This is a genomic window from Paenibacillus sp. UNC217MF (assembly GCF_000686865.1).
Taxonomy (GTDB): Bacteria; Bacillota; Bacilli; order Paenibacillales; family Paenibacillaceae; genus Paenibacillus_B; species Paenibacillus_B suaedae.
Genome location: NZ_JMLT01000016.1, coordinates 108328 through 133443, shown reverse-complemented (window position 1 = coordinate 133443; position 25116 = coordinate 108328). Strand labels below are relative to the sequence as shown.

The following is a 25116-nucleotide window of genomic DNA, read 5'->3' as shown; positions in this document are numbered from 1 at the left end:
TTTTGCGATGAATATTTCTACTCAATCGACAACTAATCAATATGAATTATCACATACGCAAAAACGATTTTGGTTCCTGGACAAGCTTGATTTTTCCGATGATCCATCAGCTCGCGCAATGTCCCATGTGTCTACTGTATTTACACTGGTCGGCCCACTGGACGTAGGGCTGTTTAAACAGACAGTACAGGATCTGGCGAAACGGCATGCTGCTCTTCGTACCAGTTATCGGGATCAGGACGGCTCGCCGCTGCAGCTCGTTTTTCACGATATTCAAATTCCGGTTGCGATCTATGATATTTCGGCTGATGATTCGCGTGAGCGGCTGGAGCATAGAATACAGGAGGAATTGAATACACCGTTCGATTTGCAGCAGGCCCCGTTGATTCGGTTCACCTTGTATAAGTTATCCGCGGACAAACATATCTGCATGATCGTCGCTCATCACAGCATCGTCGATGGGCTATCGATCGACATTATACTGTCCGAACTGATGGTGATTTACAAGGCGCATGTTACCCAGGTTCCGCCTGTACTACCAGAGCTTGATATTCAGTACAGCGACTATGCTCATTGGCATAACGGTATGCTGACGGGCGGTGAATTGGCGGACCAGCGTCAATTCTGGGCTGACTATTTGGCTGGGGAACTGCTCGATCTGAACTTCCCGCTGGACTATCAACGTCCAGCGGAACGAACCTATACCGGAGCGGCCGTACCGCTGGTTATTGGCGAGGAATTGTTTGTGCCGCTCAAAAAAACATGTGAGCAGTTGGATGTGAGTCTGTACATGTTTTTATTAGGAATTATGAATGTGTTGCTCGCCAAATATACACGGAATCAGGACATCATTGTCGGGACTTCTTTATCAGGCCGATTTCATCCCGATTTGAACGGAATGATCGGCAGCTTCATCAATACACTACCGGTGCGTAATCAGATAAATGGAGAAGAGCCTTTCAGCGTATTTGTCAAACGAATCAAAGAAAATGTGCTAAATATTCAGGAAAATCAGGCATATCCGTTCGATATGATCGTCCATGATCTGGGGGCGGATCGCAATAATAGTCATCATCCCGTATATGATGTTGTGTTTGAAATGCATACACTGCATGCAGACAGCAAAGCTGTACGCGAAATATCGCCAGGATTGTTTTTGTCATTTGAACATTCGCTTCAACCTATCCGTTATTCTGTATTTGATTTTATATTTGAGCTTTATCAAAAGGAAGGGCAGATTGAAGGCTATATTCAATATGCCACCCACCTGTTTGAATCGTCTTCAATGGAACGGTTAAGCTGTAATTTTTTACAACTGGTCCAGCAGGCCATCCAGAATCCAACGATACTTGTTAGCGAAATGGATATGCTGTCGGAGCCTGAGCGCACACAGGTGATGGAAGATTTCAATCAGGTGTCTGTTGATTTCCCGGTACATACGCCATTTCCTATACTGTTTGAACAGCAGGTTGTACGTACGCCGAATCATATTGCGGCCTCTTACGACGGAGAGCAATTATCGTATAGAGAATTAAATGAGCGTGCGAACCGTTTGGCGCATTTTTTACGCAGCCGCGGTATAAAGTCAGGGCAATTTGTTGCTGTTATGTGTGAGCGCAATCTTGACTGGCTGACCTCGCTGCTGGCAATTCTCAAGAGTGGTGCAGCCTATGTGCCGATTGATCCGAATGTGCCGGATGAACGCGCAACTTATATCTTACAGGACTGCGCTGCACAGCTTCTGATTACTCAGAATCAACTGCTGGAACGCGTGAGCAGACTGGATACGGTTGCAAGCCTTTCTGTGCTGTGTGTGAATATGCCGATAGGGGAAGGGCCATTATGGCCGCAGCAACATGAGCTGATCACCAGCGAGTGTCTGGCTGATTTCCCGGTAACTGACGGGGAGGACGATCCCTCAGCCGAACGGCTTGCTTATATGATCTACACTTCCGGTTCAACCGGTACGCCCAAAGGTGCACTCGTACGCCATAATGGCATGATCAATCATCTGTACGCCAAAATTTATAGCTTGCAACTGAGTGAACGCGATATTGTAGCACAAAATGCTTCGATCAGTTTCGATGTCTCTATCTGGCAATCGCTTGTTGCGCTGCTGGTCGGCGGACAGACATCCATTGTTTCCTTTGAGGCGGGTCGGGATCAAGCGTTATTGTTGCAGTATATAAAAAATCATCAGATTACAGTTATCGAGACCGTTCCTTCATTGCTGTTTGCTTTCTTGGATACGATGGAAAGTATGCCTGCTTCCGAACGTTCCTTGCCCTCCTTGCGCTGGATGATTGCCAACGGGGAAGAGCTGCCTGGCAAACTGGTCAAAAGCTGGTTTACCATGCTCCCGGATATACCGTTGATTAATGCCTATGGACCTACGGAATGTTCGGATGATGTAACCCAGTATACGATGCGCAGTGATGTTCAGGATGAATCTGACTTGACACATAAGCGCATTCCTGTAGGCAAACCACTTCCTAACATGCGTCTGTATGTGGTGGACCAATTTCATAAGCCAGTCCCGGTAGGGGTAAAGGGTGAAATATGGATTTCCGGAATTGGCGTTGGAGCCGGTTACTGGCATAATGACGAGCTGACCCACAGCAAGTTCATTGCCAATCCGTTTGCCAACCACGAACATGAGCGCATTGTTTATCGGACAGGTGATTTGGGATGTTGGTTGCCGAATGGCAATCTGGAATTTTCCAGCCGGATCGATCATCAGGTCAAGGTACGCGGTTTCCGTATTGAGCTTGGTGAGGTAGAGGCGGTAATCAACCGTCATCCAGGGATAGACGAAGCGGCGGTGATTGCGAGAAAGCAAGGAAATGGCGACTCGATGCTGGTTACCTTTTATACAAGCAAGGAGCGTTTGGAGCCGGGACAATTGCGGACTTATTTGCAGGAGAAGCTCCCCTATTATATGGTTCCAGCGCAGTTAATCAGCATTGAGCAAATGCCGCTACTGACCAGCGAGAAAATTGACCGCAAAACATTGCAGTCATGGGCGAACGAGTATATCGCATCCGCACCATCCAAACCGGCAACATGGTCTACCCCGACAGAGCGGGAACTTTCCTTCTTATGGGCAGAGATCCTGGAATTAAAGCAAGTGGATGCACAGGATCATTTCTTTCATCTGGGGGGGCATTCCATCAGTGCAGTCAAACTGGTAAACCGGATTCGGAAGCAGTTTGGTATCAGTATGGCACTCCAGCAAATTTTCACGACCCCGGTATTGCATGAACTGGCGGCAGTCATTGATCAGGAAAAAGCGGCCAAAACAACTGGCCATTCTCCAACGAGAGAGGCTGCGGACAACAATCCGTTGCGCCGTTTTCCGGCCAAAAGCGCATACGCGCTTGCTCCTGTTCAACTGCCGGAGTGGTATTTGCATGAACTGGAGCCGGACAACCCGTTTTATAATGTAAGCTTTGATTTGATGTTTTATGGTGATATGAATCTTTCAGCTTTTGAGTGGGCATGGCAGCGACTGATTGAACGGCATTCCGTGCTTCGTACTCATTTTGCCAATCATGAAGGTGCAACGGTTCAAGTTGTGAAATCGGAGCAGGACTTCCGACTGGACAGCGTATATGAGAATCGAACACATATAGAGCCGGATGAAATTATGCAAGATGTCTACCGGATGGCGGAACAGCATAACAATCAAAGTTTTGATTTTGCCCAAGGGCCGCTGTTTTCGGTCAAGTTGATCGAATATGCGGACAAAGAGTTTCTGATGATGTTCGTAGCGCATCATATTATCTGGGATGAGACATCGTCCATGAATCTGATTGACGAATTCAGTGAACTGTATAATTCGCAATTAGAACACCGTACTGCGCAGTTGCCTGAGCTGGAGATTGAATATACGGATTATGCCGAATGGATGAACACTTCAATTCAATCTGGATACCTGGAAGCCAAACGGCAGTATTGGCTGGATAAATTCGCTGTCGTGCCGCCAGCACTAGACCTGCCGACCGATTATCCGCGCCCTTCGATAGTGACGTTCAACGGTGGCACTGTGCTGAAGACGATTCAACCGGACTTGCAAAAGCGGATCGCCACTTACTGTCAGCAGCAAGGGATTACATTATATATGTTCCTATTGTCGGTATTGAATTTACAAATGCACCGTTTGAGCAATCAGGATCATTTCGCAGTCGGTTCTCCTATAGTGAACCGTGACGATGTGAAGCTAGAACGAATGCTAGGGCTGTTTGCCACGGCGATTCTGTTGGAATGCCGAATAGAACCGAATATGACGTTTGCTGAATTGGTTTCCCAGAGCAGGCAGACGGCAATCGAGGCCTATGATAATCATCTATATCCGAGTAACTTCGTCATTGAGCAAATCCGGACGGAAAATGATCTTTCGCGTTCTAAGCTGTTTTCGGTTATGTACGGCTTGCAAAACAATAAACAAAATTTACTGAAAAACCTGAAATTTGTTGGGCTCGACTACAATCCGCGAGTGTATGATTTCATGGAAACCAGTTCTCGTTTTGATCTGACCTTTGCTTTTGATGAACTGGGTCACGGGATTGAACTTAATTTGAACTATAATACGGATCTGTTTAAAAGAACGACGGCAGAGCGGATTGCCGAGCAGTTTATCTTGCTAACGCAACAGGTGATTGATTCGCCTGACGGCTCGCTTTATGCCTATGAGTGGCTGGACAAACAGTCCGAAACGATTATCGTCAACCTACGTAATCGCAAGCCACACAGCTATGACTCCCAATCCTGTGTGCATCAAGTGATTGAACGTCAGGTGGAATTGACACCGAACGAGATCGCCATCTTCGATCATAATCAGACAATGACGTATAAACAAATGAATGAAAAAGCGAATCAGTTGGCGCATTTGCTGCTGACTGCCGGTGTGCGGCGGGAGCAAAAAATCGGAGTTAGGTTTGAACGTTCGGCTGATTTGATTGTTTCGCTGCTTGCCGTTTGGAAAGCAGGCGCCGCTTATGTGCCTATCCATCCGGAACTCCCGGAAGCACGGCAATTGGAGATCATACAGGCCGCAGATATTTCTGTACTGATCACTGGAGCCGGTTCATGGTTGGTGCAATCTGTACACCCGGTAACCTTGCTTGATCTCAACAAGTTGGAGGCGCAGTTGCATGCACAGTCGACCATTAATCCGGGTGTAGAGGCGGATCGTTCCACACTGGCCTATGTATTATTTACCTCGGGTACAACCGGGAAGCCCAAAGGAATTGAGATCGAGCATCAGGGCATCGTGCATTTGTTTGCCGGGCTGGCGCAGCATTATTCGTTGCAGGTTAATGATACGGCGCTGTTCCACACCTCGTATTCATTTGATGCTTCGTTGCTGGAGATATTTTGGCCGCTCACCTGCGGAGCGCGAATTTTCATCCCACATCCTGATGAAGCCAAAGATCCGGCTGCGCTAGGGAAGCTTGCGGAGGAGCAGGGAGTTGCATTCTTGCAGTTTGTACCGCTGATGCTGGAGGAATTCATCAACGCCCGCAGAAACGGGGTATTTACACAATGGCCTGAACTCCGGTTTGTGATTAGTGGCGGAGCGCCGCTTACACGCAAGCTGCGCGATTTGTTCCGGGAGGAATTCGATTGCGGATTGTACAACCATTATGGACCGACAGAAGTCACGGTAGATGCAACAACATTTGATTGCAGGCTGGAATTTGAAGGAGAGATTGTTCCGATTGGCTCGCCGCTGGGCAATGTAATGGTATATGTGCTTGATCGAATGATGAATATTGTGCCAGCAGGTGTGCCTGGTGAACTATACATCAGCTCACCAGGACTGGCACGCGGTTATTTACATGATCCTGAACGCACGGCAGACAGTTTTGTGAACGATCCGTTCTCTGATACGTCTGACTCGAAGCTATACAAGTCAGGCGACCTCGTCAAATATACAGAAGAAGGCATCATTCGCTACATCGGCCGGCTGGACCAGCAGGTAAAGGTGAGAGGAAACCGGGTGGAGCTAGAGGAAGTTGAAGCGGTACTTATGCAGCACCGTGATATCGCGAGCGCAGCCGTTGTCCACCGCCATGACAAAGGAATGGATGGTTTGGTCGCCTATGTGGAAATTACAAACAAGTACCAGCCCTTTAGCCATACACGACGTTTAAAATGGTTTAATTTGGCGCAAATGCCGCAGTTGGCCGCGGGAATGAATGCACTGCATCGGCAGTCATGGCCAGATTATTTTATCGGGGATAGTGTAATGCTGGAACACTGGCCTAAGCTGTTTGCCAACTTCACCGATTATCAATTTGCCTTGCTACAAGAAGATGGAGAAATTGCCGCTGTCGGCAATACCGTCCCAATGTATTGGGACGGCTCACCGGAGCATCTTCCGCAAGGCTGGGATGAGGGTCTGCTGAAAAGTGTGGAAACCGCCGGTTCGTATCCCTCTCCCAATACGCTACTGATATTGGCCGGGGTGGTAAATGAACAGCAACGGGGCAATGGACTAGCCGGGCTGCTGCTGGAAGCTTTCAAATATGTGGCTGACGCTCACCAATTGGAGCATATTATCGTACCTGTTCGACCAACAGGCAAAACGAACTATCCCGAACAGTCATTTACAGAGTACTGTGCGTTGACCAGATCAGATGGCCTGCCGTTAGATCCTTGGCTGCGAACCCATATCCGGGCAGGCGGACAAGTTCTAAGCATTGCAGAACAATCACAGACGATCACAGGCAGTATTAGAGATTGGCAGCTATGGACCGGCATCGAGTTTCCGAAAAGCGGCAGGTATATCACGCCAATCACGTTACAGCCTGTCATGATTGACTTGGAACAGAAAAATGGAATCTATTATGATCCGAGTGTATGGGTGCAGCATTTTCCACATCCGGAATCCGGTGAGGAGAAGTTCCAGACGGGAATTTCCTTGACGAACCGGCAGGCGTTGTCCGCTTGGCTTCGGAGCAGACTCCCTGGTTATATGGTTCCGCAGGAGATTATTTTTGTGGCCAACATGCCGTTGACCTCTACCGGTAAAATAGACAAGGTACGCTTATCTGAAATTCAAAATACAGATGAACGCATCCGGGAAATCATACCGCCTCAAAATGAAGAAGAAGCACTTGTTCTGGCCATCTGGCAAGATGTTCTGCAACTGGATGAAATCAGCGTCAATGATAATTTCTTTGAATTGGGCGGTCATTCTCTCAAGGCGACCGCAGTTGTCGCTAGAATAGGCGCTGCATGTGGTTATGTTCCAACCCTACGCGAGTTGTTTGAAATGGCTACTGTCCGCAGTCTGGCACAATGGATTCTGCAGAAAAAGCAGACCATGCCCACCCTTGAAAATCCGGCATCTGTAAGCTTCAAAAAGGTGGAGCGGCGTGAACGAACCAAACGCTAAAAATTCAAATAATAAGGAGTTAGACACTGTGGAAATCAAGGATTATACCGAAGCCAACCGGCGCTCATGGAATCAGGTGGCTGCCCGCCATCATAAGGGAAAGGAGGAGCGAAAGAAGCTATTCCGCCAGAAAGGATATTCGGTGCTGGATGAGACGATAACCGCCAAGTTGAAGGCGTACGGTCTTGAAGGCAAGTCTGTTGCTCATCTCTGCTGCAATGACGGTACGGAAACGTTATCCCTTAAAAATCTGGGGGCGGCCTCCTGTATAGGATTTGATATTAGTGATCTCGCGATCGATGAAGCTCGTAAGCTGGCAATAGATGCTGGGATTGAATGTGAATTTATGCAGTCCGATGTGTACGAAATCCCGGAACAGTATAGCGGAACATTTGATCTTATATATATTTCAGCCGGCTCATTGATTTGGTTTCCTGATTTATCGCTGTTTTTCCAGATGGTGCAGCGGCTTTTAAAAGACGGTGGGAATGTACTGATCTACGATATTCATCCGGTGCTGTTCATGCTAGATGAGAATGATAAGGAACATCCTCTGGAAATGAAGTTCTCGTATTTCATTGATGAACCGCGCGTATATAACGAAGGCTTGGATTATATCAACAAAGAGACCTATGAAGGCGCGCCATATTATGTATTCGATCCTACCCTGTCGCACATTATGAGCTGTACACTGAGCAATGGACTGATGATTCAGTCTTTTGACGAGTACGATCACGATATTTCAGCGCTGTATGATCATTTAAAAGATCAGGAAGTGAAGCTTCCGAAGTGCTACGTACTGAGCGCTCGTAAACAGAGAAACGCTCTACTAATGGATTAGAGGGGGCGGGATTAAGCTTGAATTCCCCGTATAAATGCTGGAGAGTACTGTGGATATGTATATTGGCGTGCTGGCTGGCGCTGTCTGCACCGGTCATGTCCTATGCGAATACAGCAGAGGACATGACGCCCCGCTATCTGGAGCAAATTGAATCATGGGTACAGGAGCAAATGGAACATGCGGAAATTCCGGGCATGTCTGTCACGATAGTCAGTGGAGATCAGATCATATTGCAGCGGGGTTACGGGTTCAAGGACGTGTCTGCCGGCACTGCTATCAGTCCGTCCACCCTGTTTGAAATTGGTTCAAACAGCAAGGCGTTTACTGGCCTGGCAGTGTTAAAACTGGCGAAGGAAAATCGCTTGCATCTGGATGATCCGGTTAGCAAGTATCTGCCCTGGTTTCAACCTGTGTATCATAATCAACCGGCCGTAATCACGATAGAGCAACTGCTGCATCATACGAGCGGCATACCGTTTGATACGATTGGCCATCTGCCGGAGGGTTATGGAGCGGGTGAATTGGAGAGGACGGTTCGCATATTGCAGAACCAGCCCTTGAATCGTGCGCCTGGCAAAACGTATGAGTATGCGACTATTAATTACGATGTGCTTGGATTAATCATTGAACAGGTTAGTGAGCAAAGCTATGCCGAGTATATGAAAGATAATATCTTTGAGCCGCTGGGGATGAAGCATACTTTTGCGATGCAGGAACCGATAGCCTCCGCGGAATTGGCTTCCGGTTATAGAATGGCCTATACAAGGCCGCAATTATACAGCCCGCCGCCATTCGTGGGCAATGCCCCTGCCGGATATATAGTCAGCAATGCCGAGGATATGGCTCTGTGGCTTAAAATTCAGATGGGAATCGATCATTCAGGATCTTTTGAATATTCACTGATTGATCAATCTCATCTGCCGAATCGCACGGTTCCGCCTGAGAGCAACGGTGCATCCTATGCGGTAGGCTGGGATATCTTCCAAAGCGGAGAAGGTGAGATTTCGCATTCGGGTAACAACCCTACATTTTCTTCCTTTGTGGGCATGCGTCCGGCAGAAGGCATTGGCGTTGTCATTATGGCTAATATGAACAGCGATTATACGCAAGGGATCGGACAAGGCATCCTGAGCCAGTTGCATGGTGAAGAGCCTCCGTTAATTCATTCCGATACCTACAAAAAAGCGGATTCTGTGGCGGTCGGCCTAATTATCGCCTTGTCTATTATTGGAGCTGCGGTACTTGTGTATCTGGTGCTGGTCTTCCGTGACATTGGCAACGGCAAACGCAAACCATCCTTTCAACGGGCCAAGCCCTACAGGTTGCTAGGATATCATCTAATTGCTGCCTGCCTGTTCGCATGGATGATATACAAGGCTCCTGATATTCTTATGTACAAATTGACCTGGCGATTTATTGAAATATGGCTACCATCGACGGTAATGACCGCCGTGTGGCTGCTACTGATTACTGGAGCCTTATATATGGCTTACTCGCTGCTGACTCTGTTTTTTCCAAAAAACACGGAGAAGTCATTTCTGACGCCAATTGTTCTGGGTTTGGTCAGTGGTTTAGGGAATGCGTTTGTCATTTTTATTATCAATGAATCGTTCAACCGAACGGATAATCTGATGAATGGGCTCCTGTTTTATTTTGCGATGGCGATTGCGATGTATGTGTTCGGACAGCGAATCATCCGAGCTATGTTGATTAAGCTGACCAATCAAATTATTTATGCCAAGCGGATGGAGTTGGTTGATAAGTTTTTGCAAACGAGCTTCTCCAAAATGGACAGCTTTGAACGAGGACGTGTAGAAGCGACGCTTAATAATGATACCGAAGCCATCAGTCGCTCCATGGGAATCCTGATATCGGGCGCGACCAATCTGATTACCTTGTTATGCTGTTTTCTATATCTTGGGATTATGAACATGTATGCCTTGCTGCTATCCATAGTGATCATTGCTGTGCTAGCGGTATTGTATATGTATGTAGGAAGCCGGGCGAACCATTTAATGGAGGAAACGCGTGATCTCCAGAATGTTTTTTTTAAGTTTATCAATGATCTGCTGAAAGGCTTCAAGGAGCTTTCGCTTCATTCTGACAAACGCCGGGAATTCAGAGAAGAGATGCAGATCAGTTGCGAAACGTACAAAGAGAAGCGCAATGTGTATCAACTGCGTTATTCGGACATTTTTGTGTTGGGAGAACTGCTGTTCATACTGGTGATCGGGTGTGTAGTATTTGTATTTCCAGAGCTTTTTAAGCAGATGGATACGTCGATGCTACGAAATTATGTGTTTGTGTTCTTGTATATGACCGGTCCCGTCAATCAACTGCTGGACAGCGTTCCCCAGTATGCGCAGAGCAAGGTCAGTTGGGATCGCATTAAACAAATGATCCGGGAGGTGGAACAGAGAATCCAACATCCTTCTGCTGAAGTTGCCCTCCAGACGGTTCCAATTCGATTGCAACTGGAAGATGTGACCTATAGCTATACGGGCAATAACACATCGGGGCCAACCGGGTTTGCGGTCGGACCCATCAACTGCCTATTTGACAGTGGCAGCATCACCTTTATTACTGGAGGTAACGGCAGTGGGAAGTCAACCTTGGCTAAGCTACTTACTGGATTGTACACACCAGATACAGGCAAGGTGACACTGAATGATGGCGTGATTTCCTCATGTGGGCTAGGTGAGTACTACTCGGCGATCTTCGGCGATTTCCATCTGTTCGACCGTTTGTATGGCATCGACTGGCAGGCAAAAGAAGCAGAAATGCAACACTATCTCCGCTTGCTGGATTTGCAGGACAAGATCGTTATTCATAACGGCACATTCAGTACAACCAAACTGTCAACCGGACAGAAAAAAAGACTGGCCTTGCTGATTGCGTATTTGGAGGATCGTCCAATCTGTCTATTTGATGAGTGGGCTGCGGATCAAGATCCGGAATACCGCCGTTTCTTTTATTATACCCTGCTGCCGGACATGAAGGACCGGGGCAAATGTATTATAGCAATTACGCATGATGATCATTATTTCCATCTAGCGGATCGTGTTATCAAAATGGATGGGGGGCGCATTGTGGCTATGCAGCAGACCACACAAACGGTAGTTCCCTTAATCAAGCCAAGCATTCCGTTATTCGAGAAGGGGTGATGACCGTTAAAACCATATTATTTTGCCTCCCATATGCAGGCGCCTCGGCTACAATATACTGGCAGTGGAAAGGTCAGCTAAGTCCACATATCGAGCTCCGACCGGTTGAACTTGCCGGCAGAGGCGCTCGTTATGACGAGCCTTATGCGGCCAGCATTGCCGATATGTTAAAGGATGCGGTGACACAGATAGGAGCACAAGTACAGGAAGTACCCTATGCCATTTACGGGCACAGCATGGGGGCAGTGTTAGCGTATGAATTATATTATTTGCTGCTCCGGGAAGGGTATCCGCCGCCTGTCCATTTGTTGCTATCCGGTCGGCCTGCACCTTTGTCTGATCGGAAGCGTACATTAACTTGGTCCAGTCTCAAGCAAAGGCTCCTGGCCCCATTTTCTTTTCCGGATGGCCGTATCCCAGTGGAGATTAAACGCCGTCCAAAGTTGGCCGCAAAGTTCAAAAAAATATTAAATGCCGATGTCCGTGTACTGGAGACATATCGTCTTGCTCCGGCACGGCCCTTGATAAATTGCCCGGTAACCGTATTCGCCGGGTTGAACGATAAGATCAACAGGGAAGATATCCAGTTATGGAACCGGCACACCGTTCACAACTGCGAAATCGTATGGATTAAAGGGGATCACTTTTTTCTACACAGCCATATGGAGGAAGTGGTAAGCGTTATCAATCAGACCATCCCTGCCGCAATTCAAGATCAGGAGGGTTTCATTCAATGGAAACGATAGGTTGTTATGAAACATCATCAGCTCAAAGGAGATTGTTTGTCGTTCAGCAGTTCAATCCGCACAGTGTAGCCTATAACCTATCTTCTGTTTTCAAAATACTGGGGACACTGGATCTCCAAAAATTTGAGCAGGCAGTACAGCAGCTTATCCAGCGGCATGAATCTATGCGGACGATATTTGAGACAGATCTAGACAATAACGATATTTCGCAAACCGTACTGGCTACGGTTCCGTTTTCGCTGGAAACGCTTGAGGTGGAGGAAGAGAAGCTTGAGGAAGTATTGAAATCGCTGGCACAGCCATTTGCCCTGGATCAGGCTCCATTATTCAGGCTTAAGTTGATCCGCACTTCTCCCACAGTCTATTATTTATTTTTTGATATTCACCATATCATTGCGGATGGCATATCCATTCAAATTATGATAAAAGAGATCGGCTGTCTTTATAACGGCATTCCGCTTTCTCCGGTAGAAGTGCAGTATGTGGATTATGTAATGTGGCAAAACGATTTGTTTTCCGGTGAGAAAATGAGCGCACAAGAGCAGTACTGGATGCAGCAGTTTGCAGACGAATTGCCGGTGCTGGATTTGCAGACTGACTATGCCAGACCGTCATACAGCAGTGGTCGCGGTAACTATGTGCATTTTCAGTTAAATGCGGATGTTGTCCAATCGGCGCGGCAGATAGCTCAACAGGAAGGAGCAACACTGTATATGGTGTTGTTCAGTATTTATTCGCTACTGCTGCATCGTTATACTTCCCAGACAGATATTGTAATCGGCACACCGATTGCAGGTCGCCGAAGCGCCGAATTGGAGTCGGTGATCGGTATGTTTGTGAATACGCTGGCACTTCGTACACGTCCTCAAGGGAACATGACTTTCCTGGAATTGTTGGCCCAAATCAAGCAAACTACGTTATCTGCTTACGATCATCAGGACTATCCGCTTGATATGCTGGTGGAGCGGCTGAATATTGCGCGTTCATCAAGCAGACATCCCATTTTTGATACTATGCTTGTTGTGCAAAATATGGACAAGTACAAATTGGAGATGAGCGATCTTGTCTTCCAACGCTATGAATGGGAGAGTGACAGCTCCAAATTCGACCTGACGCTGGAATTGACAGAAGATAATGATGTGATTACCGGCAAGCTGGAATACAGCACCGATTTGTTCACACCGGATACAATGAACAGAATGGCTGCTCATTTTGTCAGATTGTCCAGACTGGTAACAACGATGCCAGGTATGGAACTGCATCAGTTTGATCTGTTGGATGAAGTGGAGAAACAGCTTATATTACATCAGTTCAACGACAATATCATCAATTATCCTCTTTTAACAATTGATCGGATTTTTGAAGAACAGACAGAGTTGCACGCGGAACGAACCGCGTTATTTCATGATGGAAGGATGTATACATATCGGGAACTAAATGATAAAGCCAATAGGCTTGCACACAGCTTGCGGAGCCGTGGCTTGGTGCAAGGAACGAATGTTGGCATAATGGCAGAGCGTTCTCTCGAGATGATCGTGGGTATGCTTGCTGTGATCAAAGCAGGAGCCGCTTATGTGCCTATCGAGCCGGATTATCCGACACAGCGAATATTAAATATGCTGGAGGATAGCAGTATGGAATGGCTGCTTGTACAGGGAGAACCCGAGCAGCCGCTTCCGGGAAGCTTGAAGATACTGGATTTGTTGGATGAATCATTGTACAGTACAAACACCGCCAATTTAGGATTGGTTAGGGAACCTGACCAGACGGCGATCATTATTTTCACCTCAGGGACGACCGGCAGACCTAAGGGGATTATGATCAAGCATCTTGGCATTTCGCGTTTGGTCAAACAAACCGATTATGTGGAATTAAGCGAGAACACCCGGCTGTTGCAAACCTGTGCTTTGGGATTTGATGTCTTTACGTTTGAGACATGGGCACCCCTCCTTAATGGAGGATGTTTGTATTTAACCGATAAAAACACGTTCCTGGATCCAGCGCGATTGAAGCCGTTTCTATTACATCACTCCATCAACATAATGACTCCAACTACTGCCCTGTTCAATCATTTGTTAAACGAAGACCCTGAAATTTTTAATAACCTGGAGACCATTATTGTGGGTGGCGAAGTGATGTCCCCCTCACATGTGCAGATTCTGTTGCAACATCATCCGCATGTCCGACTCAAAAACGGGTATGGACCAGCGGAAAGTACGACTTATACTACGACCTATGATGTGACCAATCAAGAGAAAAAAAGTATTCCAATCGGTAAACCGATAACCGGCACAACCTGTTATGTACTGGATGCATTTAATCAGCCCGTACCCATCGGAGTTGCCGGAGAGCTGTTTATAGGCGGAGACGGATTAACGGCCGGTTATGTGAATCGGCAGGACCTGACTGATGAAAAATTTCTTACGGTACCATGGCTTAACCAGGAGCGACTGTATCGTAGCGGCGATTTGGTCAAATGGCGTGCCGACGGTAATCTTATATACCTGGGGCGGAGAGATCACCAGATCAAAATTAGAGGCTACCGGATTGAGTTGGAGGAGATCAAACGGCAAATTTTAAGCTTGCCTCAAATTCAGGAAGCGGTTGTTATTCCTATCAAGCAGGAGGGTAAGGAGACGCAGATTTGCGCCTATTATACTGCAGCTACATTGTTAAATGAATCGGACTTGCGAACACAGTTACAACAGTTGTTGCCCGAATTTATGGTTCCTCAACTGTATGTGCAGCTCAAGCAGATGCCCATGTCTGCCAACAATAAAATTAATACTAAAGAGCTGCCACCACCTGAAAGGGTCACAACTCCTTCAGATTCAGATTTCATTTCGCATGAATGGCCGCTGGATGAGCTAGAGCGGATCATTTCTGATATCTGGAGTGAAATACTAGAATTGAAGATGATCAGCGTGACAGACAATTTCTTCCTGCTTGGTGGACATTCGCTCAAAGCGGTTCTGATCGTAGCAAGGCTTCGCAAAGAGCTGGGTGTCGATGTCGGCATGGATGAGATCTTTGCTCAGCCAACGATCCGTGGATTGGCCAATCAACTGCGTTTCCGGCAAAAAGAGGATCTGCCGGTACCGCAAATTGTGGAGCAGCGCGAATTCTACCCAGCTTCATATCAGCAGACCCGTCTTTATGTCCTAGAGAAAATGAGGCGGTTCGCGGATACGAGCAACAATATAACCGATGTGAATTGGATTACTGGAGCGCTCAACAAGAAACGTTTGAAAAAGACAGTCCAGCAACTAATGGAACGGCATGAGTCACTTAGACTTTCACATCAGCGAGCAGGCGAACAGATCGTATTCAAAGTTCATGACCAAGTGGAAGTCCCGCTAGAATGGATAAGCGGGACGGAAGAACAACTTCCAGAACGGATAAGACAATTTGTCCGTCCTTTTGATTTAACACAGGCGCCTCTATTCCGTGTAGGTGTTGTGACGATATCTTCCGAGCGGCATGTGCTGATATTCGATATTCATCATAGCATTTCGGACGGTTTTTCACTTGGATTGCTGACGGAAGAGGTTATGGCTTTATTTCGGGGAGAATCGTTGCCGCCGTTGGAATTCCAGTATAAGGATTATGCGGTCTGGCAGCAGTCGTTCCGGCAGTCTGATGCTTGGCACAAGCAGGAGCGGTATTGGCTGGACATAATGAAGGGATCGCTGCCGGTTCTTCATCTGCCAACGGATTATCCAAGACCCGATGAACAGAACTATGAAGGTGCATTGTTTCAATTCCAGGTGTCCATCGAAATGACCTTCCAACTCAAACGGCTGGCGGACGAATCCCATACGACACTGTACATGTTGTTACTGACCGTATATTTCACACTCCTGCAGCATTATTCAGGAGATGAAGATATTATGGTCGGTACTCCTGTTGCTGGGCGCAATCAGGTTGAATTCCAGCAGTTGCTGGGTATGTTCGTTAATACGATTGTGCTCCGCAGCCAACCGACTGCCAGCAAAACTGTCCGCGAACTGTTGAAGGAAGTGCGAACTCATACCATTGAAGCATTCAGTAATCAGGATTATCCTTTGGAATTGCTAATCGAGAAGCTGGACGTTCGACCTTTGGCCAACCGCAATCCGTTGTTCCAGACGATGTTTGCCTTGCAAAATATGGATATACATCCACTGCAAGTGGATGGGCTGGTTATCACGCCGTATGCGTATGAACGAAAATCCAGTATAGCTGATATTCTCCTGATCGCTCAGGAGGATGGGGATGCACTGGGCTTCACGTTTGAGTATTCCACCCGTCTGTTCAGACCGGATACTGTAGAGCAAATGGCAAAATATTACGTTGCTTTGCTGGAATCATTGCTGTCGGATGGTCTTGATCAAACAATAGCAAGTATGAATCGGTACAGCGACCAATGTAAAAATGCCGAAAATGAAGATATGCATTCATTGTTGACCGACACATTTTCATTTTAACGCCGCTCAGAGAGGGGAAGCATTATGTTTATATCCGAAAAGGAAAGAACAAGTCAGCATCAATTTTGGCATAGCTATTATTCAGATGAACTTCCAGTTGCTACGGTAATACCTGACTATACGAATATGGATTTGGCAGAGCATACGACCATGGAGACTGTAGATTATACCGCAGAGGACGCTATATTTAAGCAATTGGGTCAATATTGCAAAGAGTCGGATTTTTTATGGTATTGCTTTTTGCTGGCAACGCTGAACGTTTGTCTGTATAAATACACTGGCGAAAGGGATCGACTGGTCGGCTCGCCGATGCAAGGGAGCTCCGCGCAATCTGGCAGACTTCTGCCGATCCATCTTGCTATCGACCCGGCCTGCAGCTTTAAAGAATATGTGCTGAAGCTGAGGGAACAACTGGCTGCAGTCTATTCCCACCAGCAGTTGGCACCGAATCGGATGAAGCGGCTCCATGTGGTGGCTGCAATGGAAGGGCTTCACAGCGAGATAGAGGATGTTTCAGATCCGGCCTATATTCGCATACTGTTCAATCGTCAGAATGATCGGCTGCACATTAAGTTTGATTATTCACCCAAACGGTATAAAGAATCTACGATTCGCAACTTGTCCGTGCATTATAATGAACTGTTGCAAACAACCATTTTTAACATGGATAGGGCGATTTGTGAATTGTCCATTTGTTCGCTAACTGAATTGGAAAAGATTATGGATTTCAATCCGGTTATCCCCGACAGCAGACCGGCAACAACGCTTGCCAGAAAGTTTGAGCAGCAGGTGTTCTTGCAGCCTGATCGAATTGCATTGGTCCATAACGGCAGGAAGTTGACTTATAATGAGCTGAATAAACAAGCAAACCGGCTTGCAAATATGCTGCGAACAGAGTGGAATATTCAGCATAATGAATTTGTGGCAGTGCGCATGGGCCAGGGCATCGAATATATCATATCTATCCTAGCAATATTGAAAGCAGGAAGCGCCTATCTGCCGATCGATATGGAATATCCGGATGAACGTATTCATTTTATTCTGGAAGATAGCCAGGCTCGGTTTATGCTTGTACAGCATGTGGATGATATTCCGCAAGGACACATGGTTTCAACGCTTCTCGTAACAGAAAGCCTGAGCCGGGAACTTCCGATGGTCAATCTCGATGTGCCGACAAAAGCGGAAGATCTGGCATATTTGCTGTATACATCTGGCACTACAGGCCAACCAAAAGGTGTATTGATCGAACAGCAAAATGTTCTTAATCTGGTACAAGATCCTCATTATCTATCCATGGATTGCCAGACGGTAATGTTGCAGGCAACATCAATAGTATTTGATTTGTCGACATTAGAAATATGGGGAACCCTGTTAAACGGCGGCACACTGGTTATTGTTGATAAAGCTACCCTGCTAGAGCCAAAACGGTTGAAAGAAACGATTCGAGAACAACATGTTAATTCAATGCTCATTACAACAGCGCTTTTTCACCATCTCGCGAGTCATCACTCTGATATTTTTTCCGGTATTGGCCAACTGTTGACGGGGGGAGAAGTGTTATCGTCCGTTTTAACCAATCGTATATTAGAATTATACCCGGATTTACGGTTAGTCAACGGCTACGGACCTACGGAATGCACGGTATTAACAACATATTATGATATTCGCTCGGCTGAAAGAACCAGTATTTCCATCGGAAAGCCGATCTCGGGAACCAATGTGTCGATTTTAGGTGTGGATGATCAGATTCAACCTATTGGTGTACCCGGGGAATTATGTATTAGTGGTGTCGGCGTAGGCAGAGGTTATCTGAATCAGCCGGAACTGATGGCGGATCGCTATGTGCGGATACCTGGCCGAACAGATCAAATCATGTACAGAACAGGAGATTTAGCCTATTGGCGCGAAGATGGAACTATCGAATTTATGGGACGCAAGGATCGGCAGTTAAAACTGCGGGGATACCGAATGGAATTGGGTGAAATTGAGAATACATTATTAAAACATGATCAAGTACTTGAAGCAGTGGTCGTTCCTATTAAAAATACTTCTGACGAGTTGTCGCTGTGTGCTTATATTGTGCCTGAAATCTGTACTGATGAACTGGAGAGCCAACTGATACTGCATTTACGGAAATCGCTTCCGGACTATATGATTCCAGCTGATTGTATTATTATTGAGAGGATTCCGTTAAAAACTAACGGAAAAGTAGACACTGACCGGCTACCGGTTCCCGATAGGCAACAATTACGCGGGCAGCAAACTATAATCCTTCCACAAACCCCAGAGGAACAAAAAGTTGCAGCGATCTGGACAGAAATACTGGGTATACAGCAGATTAGCGTGCATCATAACTTTTTTGAATTGGGCGGTCATTCGTTAAAATTAATTATACTAGCTGAAGAGTTGCAGCATGCCGGCTATTCTATCAATACTATGGATTTGTATAAGTATCCGACAATAGCAAGCTTTTTGCAGTTTCAGCATAAAAGTGGTCAAGAAGGATAGAAGCTCAACTCAACCAGGAAGCGGTTAATTGGAATTATCTATACCATATGTTTGCTCAAAGCAATTTTATACGATATCCCAACGTGGTTTTTTACTATATATATAGTTTACAGAGCTATTATTGCCCTTAATCGATGTTCTGTACTTACTTCGTTTATAAGTATACGATCTTAACATGTGAAATGTTTCCGTAAAAAGGGGCTTTCGCCCCCCCTCTTAAATGTTAACTATCATCTAGAGCGAATAGGTGTATCAAAATTGATCATTGTCCCTTTCTATGACTTCTAATTTAATTGGCTTTTGAGTTCACACAAAACCATTTTACAGAACTCTATTCTGGACATACTCCTGTCAAGTAGACAGATGAAAAAAGCTAAGCTGCTAGCGCGCACCGATACTCAATCGGTGCGCGTTGTTTCAATTTGGCTTGAAAGCGGAGGTAGTTATAATGATAAATGTAATCTTCCACCGCTTGCTGACTGAGGGCTTCTCCTTTACTAGATTTGGATACCGCTTTTTTATGTAATCCACCTGCACTTTCAGGTAATCTCGTTCTTCTTCAACGCTTCCAAACGACGTCCGAGTACGCCCTTTCAGTGGATTTGGCCCGTTGCTTTTCCTCTCATCGAATGACTCCCCGTTTTGCCATTTCTTCCGCGCGATCTTCCACGTGAATATACGACGAATGTGCAAGTTCCTCGCCAACAGGCCCGTCATGGCGGGAGCCAACTTTCTCTATCACGTTCTGTGGCTGACTACTGCAGCGTGGAAGGCGACGTGCAGCTTGATCTCAGCTCGTTCTCCGTGATACGGTGCCCAACGGTGACCGTAGTTGAATCGATAAGCAACAATCATAAAGTGTATTTGACGGCAGATGCTGATAATCCTGGTGTGATTATTCGAAGTTATGAAAAGTCAGGTTTCAAGAAGGATGGTATACTAAGAGACGAAGTCTATAAAAATGGTCAATATGTCGATCGTATAATAATGAGTATTTTTAAGCATGAATATGTAAAGCTTTAGTGGTGATTCAGGAAGGCAAGTAAGTTATATCACATTGAGCTATCTGAGGTTGAGGAGTTTCGTAAATACTAGAACATTATAGGAAATCAGCCTCAACTCAAGAAAGCAAAACATTTATAATGAAGGAGCTTGAATATGATCTCTACCTACGTTAAACGCATTCAAGAAGTTTACCCAAATTTACATATTGAAGATGTTAAACAAAATGAGATTGGACAGAACAATGACGTATTTATTCTTAATCAATCTCTCGTCTTTAGGTTTCCTAAGTATAAGCAAGGATTAGAGAAATTAAAGCGTGAAACGGAGTTGTTGGAATCTATCAGTAAAACTGTAGCGATGCCGATTCCCTATCCAGCCTATAAATCTTTTGATGAGATGGAGGTAGGTAAGGCTTTCATGGGCTATAAGCTAATTGAGGGTTCTCCTTTTTGGAAGGAAGAACTGAGTAATATCAAAAGTCAACACCTTACGAATACAATTGCCTCACAACTTGTTACTTTTCTAATTGAACTTCACTCTATGGATATACCGAAAGCTTTTGTTTCTCAAAAACAACATGAAAGTGTACATAGAACTATAGAACATCTATATGTAAGAATTAAAGAGAAACTCTTTCCTTTTATGCGAGTAGAAGCACAAGAAAAAGTAGCAGAGAACTTTACTGGATTTTTGAATAATACATATAATCAGAATTTGGAGCAAACCTTTATCCATGGAGACTTTGGAGCAAGTAATATCTTATGGGCTCCAAAAGAAAACAGGATTGCAGGAGTTATTGACTTCGGAGGTTCCGGACTTGGGGATCCAGCATATGATTTTGCGGGAATTCTCTCCAGCTATGGAGAAGAGTTTTTCGAAATATGCACGAATTTGTACCCGAATGGAAGGCAAATTTCAGAACGAGTTCATTTTTATAGAAGTACCTTTGCTTTGCAGGAAGCTCTACATGGGTTAGATCATAATGACCATGAAGCTTTTGAAAATGGAATTAAAGAATTTAGATAGAAAAACTGAGATAAAAGGGAGTTTTTCTCAATGGAGACAAATGTTCAAGAACAGAAATATGACCATCTGCCATTAGGTATATCTGGGCTAGGAGGCTGGTTGATTCTAGTACAAATCGGTCTTTACTTAACGATGATTCTATTAACGGTGCAACTATTATTTTAGCATTCATTACCTGCATTCAGATCCGATACATGGGAAGTACTAACGTCATCAACATCACAATATTACCATCCTTTATGGGAACCTGTACTTATTTTCGAGGCGATATATAATGTGCTATTTTTATTCTTCTGTATATTTATTCTCATTAATTTTTATAGAAAGAAGTCCACATTACCTCGGCTAATGATAATTTTTTATAGTGTTAGTTTAATCATTGGGGTAATTGATTATCTATTAGTAATTCAAATTCCCTTAGCGAGTGAACTGGAAGATGGAAGCTCATTAAGGGATATAGTGAAATCTGTAATAACATGTGCAATTTGGATTCCCTATTTTATGAAATCAGAACGTGTACATAATACTTTTATTAAGTGAATCGATGAGCCTATATAACCGTCCTGGGGGAACTGATTCCCAAGTTCTTGAGCGACTTTTAATATCATCTTCTCATAAGGACGGAATCCTTTCCCACCCGTGCTATTTCAGTTGTTGAGCTTCTTCGACCTTCAGCTCTCGGAAAAATAGGAGCCAATTGGGTAATTAACTATACCTGGCCAGCTGCAGAGGAATATATTGTGGGTATCCTGTATCCGCAATCTGCTAATCTTGTCTATGACGAAAGAAACTTATGAAGAAATCTGCCAGCTGCACTGTGGCATCAATCAAGCTGAGCGTGCATCGAGAGTACGGTGATCGGAAAGGGGAAGTTCAAATCAAAAGGAGGCGCACTCTAAATGAAAGCGACGGCACCTGCCCCATCTTGCAATAGCTGCACGTTAACGATCAATGGAGCAATTCGGGATTTGAAAGCAGCGAAGCGATTTGTTGCTCGTGGGAAATTTGAGCGTGCTGAAAATGCGTTGGTTAACAGCCTTCAAGACATCGCCCGAGCAATTCGAGCAATTAACCGGATGGCCAGTTACTGATTGTATCGGCAGCTGGCTTTCTAGCTCAATAAGGTGTATGTTCTAAAAAGAAAGGGCCATCCGGCAAAGGATGGCCTTTAAACATGCCGTTACCGACAGCGTGGGAACCGTACCATAAGTGAAGCGAAATATTTGACCTTTACTGCTTAGGACATGGAAATACGCCCCAAGGGAGAGGGGCTCTACTGAATGGGAGGATTATTCTTAATAAGGGTGAGATTATCAATACCTTCCTTTTTAATGGCGTTCTATACGATTAATATTACGAATTGCCTTGGCAATGTCTGGGAGGCTATTAGCTAGAGCAGTTTCAGCCCGTTCCAATCTCCCACGAGAAAGAAATCGCTTTGCTGCTCGTAGATCCTTTATCGCGCCATTAATTGCGGTCTGGGCATACTGGGAACAGTCTAAACAAAACGGTGGTCTGCGCTGCGAAATAATCGCACTAGCTTTGCGTGTTTTAGCGGTTTTACGGTTATTAGAATGCATGGTATAACCTCCTTTTTCCAGCAATATATGCTAGTCTAACTTCACTTGCCAAGGTTCGTATCACAGTAAGTGAAAATAAACGCTTAAAATCATTGAGTTGCAAATGCAGCTCTTTTTTTATTGTACTAATGGGAGCATTCCAATAATAAGGAATGAAATGACCGAAATTTGACTACTTAATCGAAGATTGAAGCCCAAAAAACCCGAGATGTGGATTGTCGGGCTTTCTTCTTGGTTCGGGCTTATATCGTTGTGAAATCAAGAATAGACTGCTCGTATTATGGCAATATAATAAAAACAAAAAGGAGAGATTCCCATGAGAAGAACGATAGCGGATTCCATCGTGGAGTCCCTTCTGAACTCTGGCGTGAAGCGAATTTACGGCATTATCGGCGATTCGCTCAATGCCTTGCTCGATGCGATCCGTCGTTCTGGAGAAATAGAATGGATCCATGTCCGCCATGAAGAGGTTGCAGCGTTCGCAGCGGGCGCGGATGCCGCCCTCAGCGGAGGAATCGCCGTATGTGCGGGTAGCAGCGGGCCAGGTAATTTGCATCTCATTAACGGTTTGTACGATTGCCATCGAAACCGGGTGCCAGTACTTGCGATTGCCGCTCATATTCCGAGCAGTGAAATCGGCAGCGGCTTCTTTCAAGAGACCCGTCCGGACATGTTGTTTCAGGAATGCAGCTTCTTTTGTGAAGTCGTAACCGGACCGAAGCAAATGCCCCGAGCGGTTACGATGGCGATGCAAACCGCGACGGCAAGGTCGGGAGTGTCTGTCTTAGTTCTTCCAGGAGATGTAGCCGCTTTCGAATACGACGAAAGCCCCGTTCCAGAACGCGTCATCCATTCAACCCAGCCGATTGTCTGCCCTTCTACAGACGAATTGATGACGCTTGCTGACTACTTAAACAAAGGCAAGAGGATCACCTTGCTGTGCGGTGCCGGCTGCGCGGGAGCTCATGCTTCGCTCATGAAGCTGTGCGAGAAGCTGCAATCCCCGATGGTCATAGCGCTGCGAGGAAAAGAATATCTGGAATACGACAACCCGTATTCCGTCGGATTAACCGGCCTCATTGGTTATTCTTCCGGCTACCATGCCATAATGGAATGCGATGTCTTACTCATGCTGGGTACCGATTTTCCATACCGGCAATTTTATCCACAGGAAGCGACCATCCTTCAGGTTGATTTGGATTCCTCCCGACTAGGCCGGCGAACGACACTCGCATACGGGGTGTGCGGAGACGTGAAGACGACGGTCGAAATGCTGTTACCCCTGTTAGAGGAACCGCACTCCCCTGATCATCTGCAGCACTTTGCGGAAGATTATGCCAAAGTCCGCGAGGAACTGGACAAACTTGCAGATCCCGGCCGAGCTCCTATTCATCCGCAATTCCTCATGAAGGTAATCAGTGATCTCGCAGATGAGGATGCCGTTTTGACTTGCGATGTTGGGACGCCGACTGTGTGGGCAGCCCGATACTTGAGGATGAATGGAAAAAGAAGGCTTATTGGCTCATTTAACCACGGGACAATGGCGAACGCCATGCCGCAGGCAATTGGGGCGCAGGTTGCACAGCCGGGACGCCAGGTCGTATCACTGTCGGGGGACGGGGGACTCACCATGCTGCTCGGAGATCTATTGACCCTTCGTCAACATAAGCTCCCGATCAAGATTGTTGTCTTTAATAATGGTGCGCTTGGATTCGTGGAATTGGAAATGAAAGCAGCCGGCTTTTTAGAATTCGGAACGGAACTCGACAATCCAAACTTTGCGGTAATGGCTCAAGCTATGGGAATCGAAGGAATCCGGGTCGAGGATCCGAACGACTTGGAAAGCGCCGTTCGCCGAGCGTTCGAACACAGCGGTCCGGTAGTGCTGGACGTCGTCGTCAATCGTCAGGAGCTGGCTATGCCGCCGAAGATCAACTTCGAGCAGGCACGCGGATTTACGATGTGGATGCTGAAAGCCGTTTTGAACGGGCAAGGCAACGAAATCATCGAACTGGCGAAAACCAATCTCCTTCGGTAATAAAATAGGAGCACTTTGAAGTAGTGACTACACACATTATCTTGGTCGTATGGCTAAGTAATCATCATTGTTGATGACTATCAAAATGCAGATCGCCTTTGCAACTATTTAAAACCACATTACTAACTATTGTCGGGTGAGAATAACGTATATGCTTAAAAGTCGCATAGTTGCGGCTTTTTTTTATTCTCACGATATATGTTTTTGTCAAAAACCAATGATAAGAACATATATTGTTTCACGTAAATGAAGACGGTTTTCAATTTCACATTTTCGGTTGAGACAAAACTGGACCTTATGGTAATAACTTTAGGTGGACAGGGAACTATGCCTAAAAAAA

General features: G+C 45.8%; 10 protein-coding genes and 2 pseudogenes. 10 read left to right on the top strand and 2 right to left on the bottom strand.

Annotation, left to right across the window (positions count from 1 at the left end):
* Positions 1 to 7: 7 nt before the first annotated feature.
* The 6 genes from BP95_RS0110315 to BP95_RS0110290 are packed head-to-tail and all read left to right on the top strand — an operon-like array spanning position 8 to position 19127.
* Positions 8 to 7402 (top strand): non-ribosomal peptide synthetase, encoded by a 7395-nt coding sequence (locus BP95_RS0110315; protein WP_028532095.1) that lies wholly within the window; start codon positions 8 to 10, stop codon positions 7400 to 7402.
* Positions 7383 to 8243 carry a class I SAM-dependent methyltransferase gene (locus BP95_RS0110310; protein ID WP_081819855.1) on the top strand — a complete coding sequence of 287 codons (861 nt, stop codon included), beginning with the start codon at positions 7383 to 7385 and terminating at the stop codon, positions 8241 to 8243. The genes BP95_RS0110315 and BP95_RS0110310 overlap by 20 nt, the downstream gene beginning before the upstream one ends.
* A gap of 17 nt (positions 8244 to 8260) precedes the next feature.
* Entirely contained in the window at positions 8261 to 11407 is a 3147-nt protein-coding gene (locus BP95_RS30085; protein WP_231515083.1) for a cyclic peptide export ABC transporter, read from the top strand.
* The gene (locus BP95_RS0110300) at positions 11407 to 12153 is read left to right on the top strand and encodes a thioesterase II family protein (RefSeq protein WP_028532093.1); all 747 of its coding nucleotides are present in this window, start codon (positions 11407 to 11409) and stop codon (positions 12151 to 12153) included. The genes BP95_RS30085 and BP95_RS0110300 overlap by 1 nt, the downstream gene beginning before the upstream one ends.
* Positions 12141 to 16619: a non-ribosomal peptide synthetase gene (locus tag BP95_RS0110295; protein WP_028532092.1), complete on the top strand. Its 4479-nt coding sequence runs from the start codon at positions 12141 to 12143 to the stop codon at positions 16617 to 16619. The genes BP95_RS0110300 and BP95_RS0110295 overlap by 13 nt, the downstream gene beginning before the upstream one ends.
* 24 nt (positions 16620 to 16643) lie before the next feature.
* The gene (locus BP95_RS0110290) at positions 16644 to 19127 is read left to right on the top strand and encodes a non-ribosomal peptide synthetase (protein WP_028532091.1); all 2484 of its coding nucleotides are present in this window, start codon (positions 16644 to 16646) and stop codon (positions 19125 to 19127) included.
* A gap of 373 nt (positions 19128 to 19500) precedes the next feature.
* Here the strand turns inward: BP95_RS0110290 and BP95_RS34515 are convergent, their stop codons facing one another.
* Positions 19501 to 19596 (bottom strand): IS3 family transposase, encoded by a 96-nt coding sequence (locus tag BP95_RS34515; RefSeq protein ID WP_081819854.1) that lies wholly within the window; start codon positions 19594 to 19596, stop codon positions 19501 to 19503.
* Between the two features lie 186 nt (positions 19597 to 19782).
* Positions 19783 to 19946 (bottom strand): annotated as a pseudogene (locus BP95_RS34510) (IS4 family transposase); the annotation flags it as partial.
* Between the two features lie 339 nt (positions 19947 to 20285).
* Between BP95_RS34510 and BP95_RS0110275 the strand changes: the two are divergent.
* The 4 genes and pseudogenes from BP95_RS0110275 to poxB all read left to right on the top strand — a co-directional run bounded on the left by BP95_RS0110275 (position 20286) and on the right by poxB (position 24776).
* A complete protein-coding gene (locus BP95_RS0110275; protein WP_028532089.1) occupies positions 20286 to 21158 on the top strand; it encodes a phosphotransferase family protein in 873 nt (290 codons plus the stop codon).
* Positions 21159 to 21347: 189 nt separating this feature from the next.
* Positions 21348 to 21698 (top strand): annotated as a pseudogene (locus BP95_RS34505) (DUF2569 domain-containing protein); the annotation flags it as partial.
* 359 nt (positions 21699 to 22057) lie between these two features.
* Entirely contained in the window at positions 22058 to 22249 is a 192-nt protein-coding gene (locus BP95_RS0110265) for a hypothetical protein (protein WP_028532088.1), read from the top strand.
* A gap of 805 nt (positions 22250 to 23054) precedes the next feature.
* On the top strand, positions 23055 to 24776 hold the full coding sequence (gene poxB, locus BP95_RS0110255) for a ubiquinone-dependent pyruvate dehydrogenase (protein ID WP_028532086.1): 1722 nt from the start codon (positions 23055 to 23057) through the stop codon (positions 24774 to 24776).
* Positions 24777 to 25116 lie beyond the last annotated feature (340 nt).

Excerpts from the sequence above, each read along its gene's own strand:
- BP95_RS0110315 (WP_028532095.1), top strand. The coding sequence starts at position 8 with ATGAATATTTCTACTCAATCGACAACTAATCAATATGAATTATCACAT.
- poxB (WP_028532086.1), top strand. The coding sequence starts at position 23,055 with ATGAGAAGAACGATAGCGGATTCCATCGTGGAGTCCCTTCTGAACTCT.
- BP95_RS0110300 (WP_028532093.1), top strand. The coding sequence starts at position 11,407 with ATGACCGTTAAAACCATATTATTTTGCCTCCCATATGCAGGCGCCTCG.
- BP95_RS0110265 (WP_028532088.1), top strand. The coding sequence starts at position 22,058 with ATGAAAGCGACGGCACCTGCCCCATCTTGCAATAGCTGCACGTTAACG.
- BP95_RS0110275 (WP_028532089.1), top strand. The coding sequence starts at position 20,286 with ATGATCTCTACCTACGTTAAACGCATTCAAGAAGTTTACCCAAATTTA.
- BP95_RS0110295 (WP_028532092.1), top strand. The coding sequence starts at position 12,141 with ATGGAAACGATAGGTTGTTATGAAACATCATCAGCTCAAAGGAGATTG.
- BP95_RS0110290 (WP_028532091.1), top strand. The coding sequence starts at position 16,644 with ATGTTTATATCCGAAAAGGAAAGAACAAGTCAGCATCAATTTTGGCAT.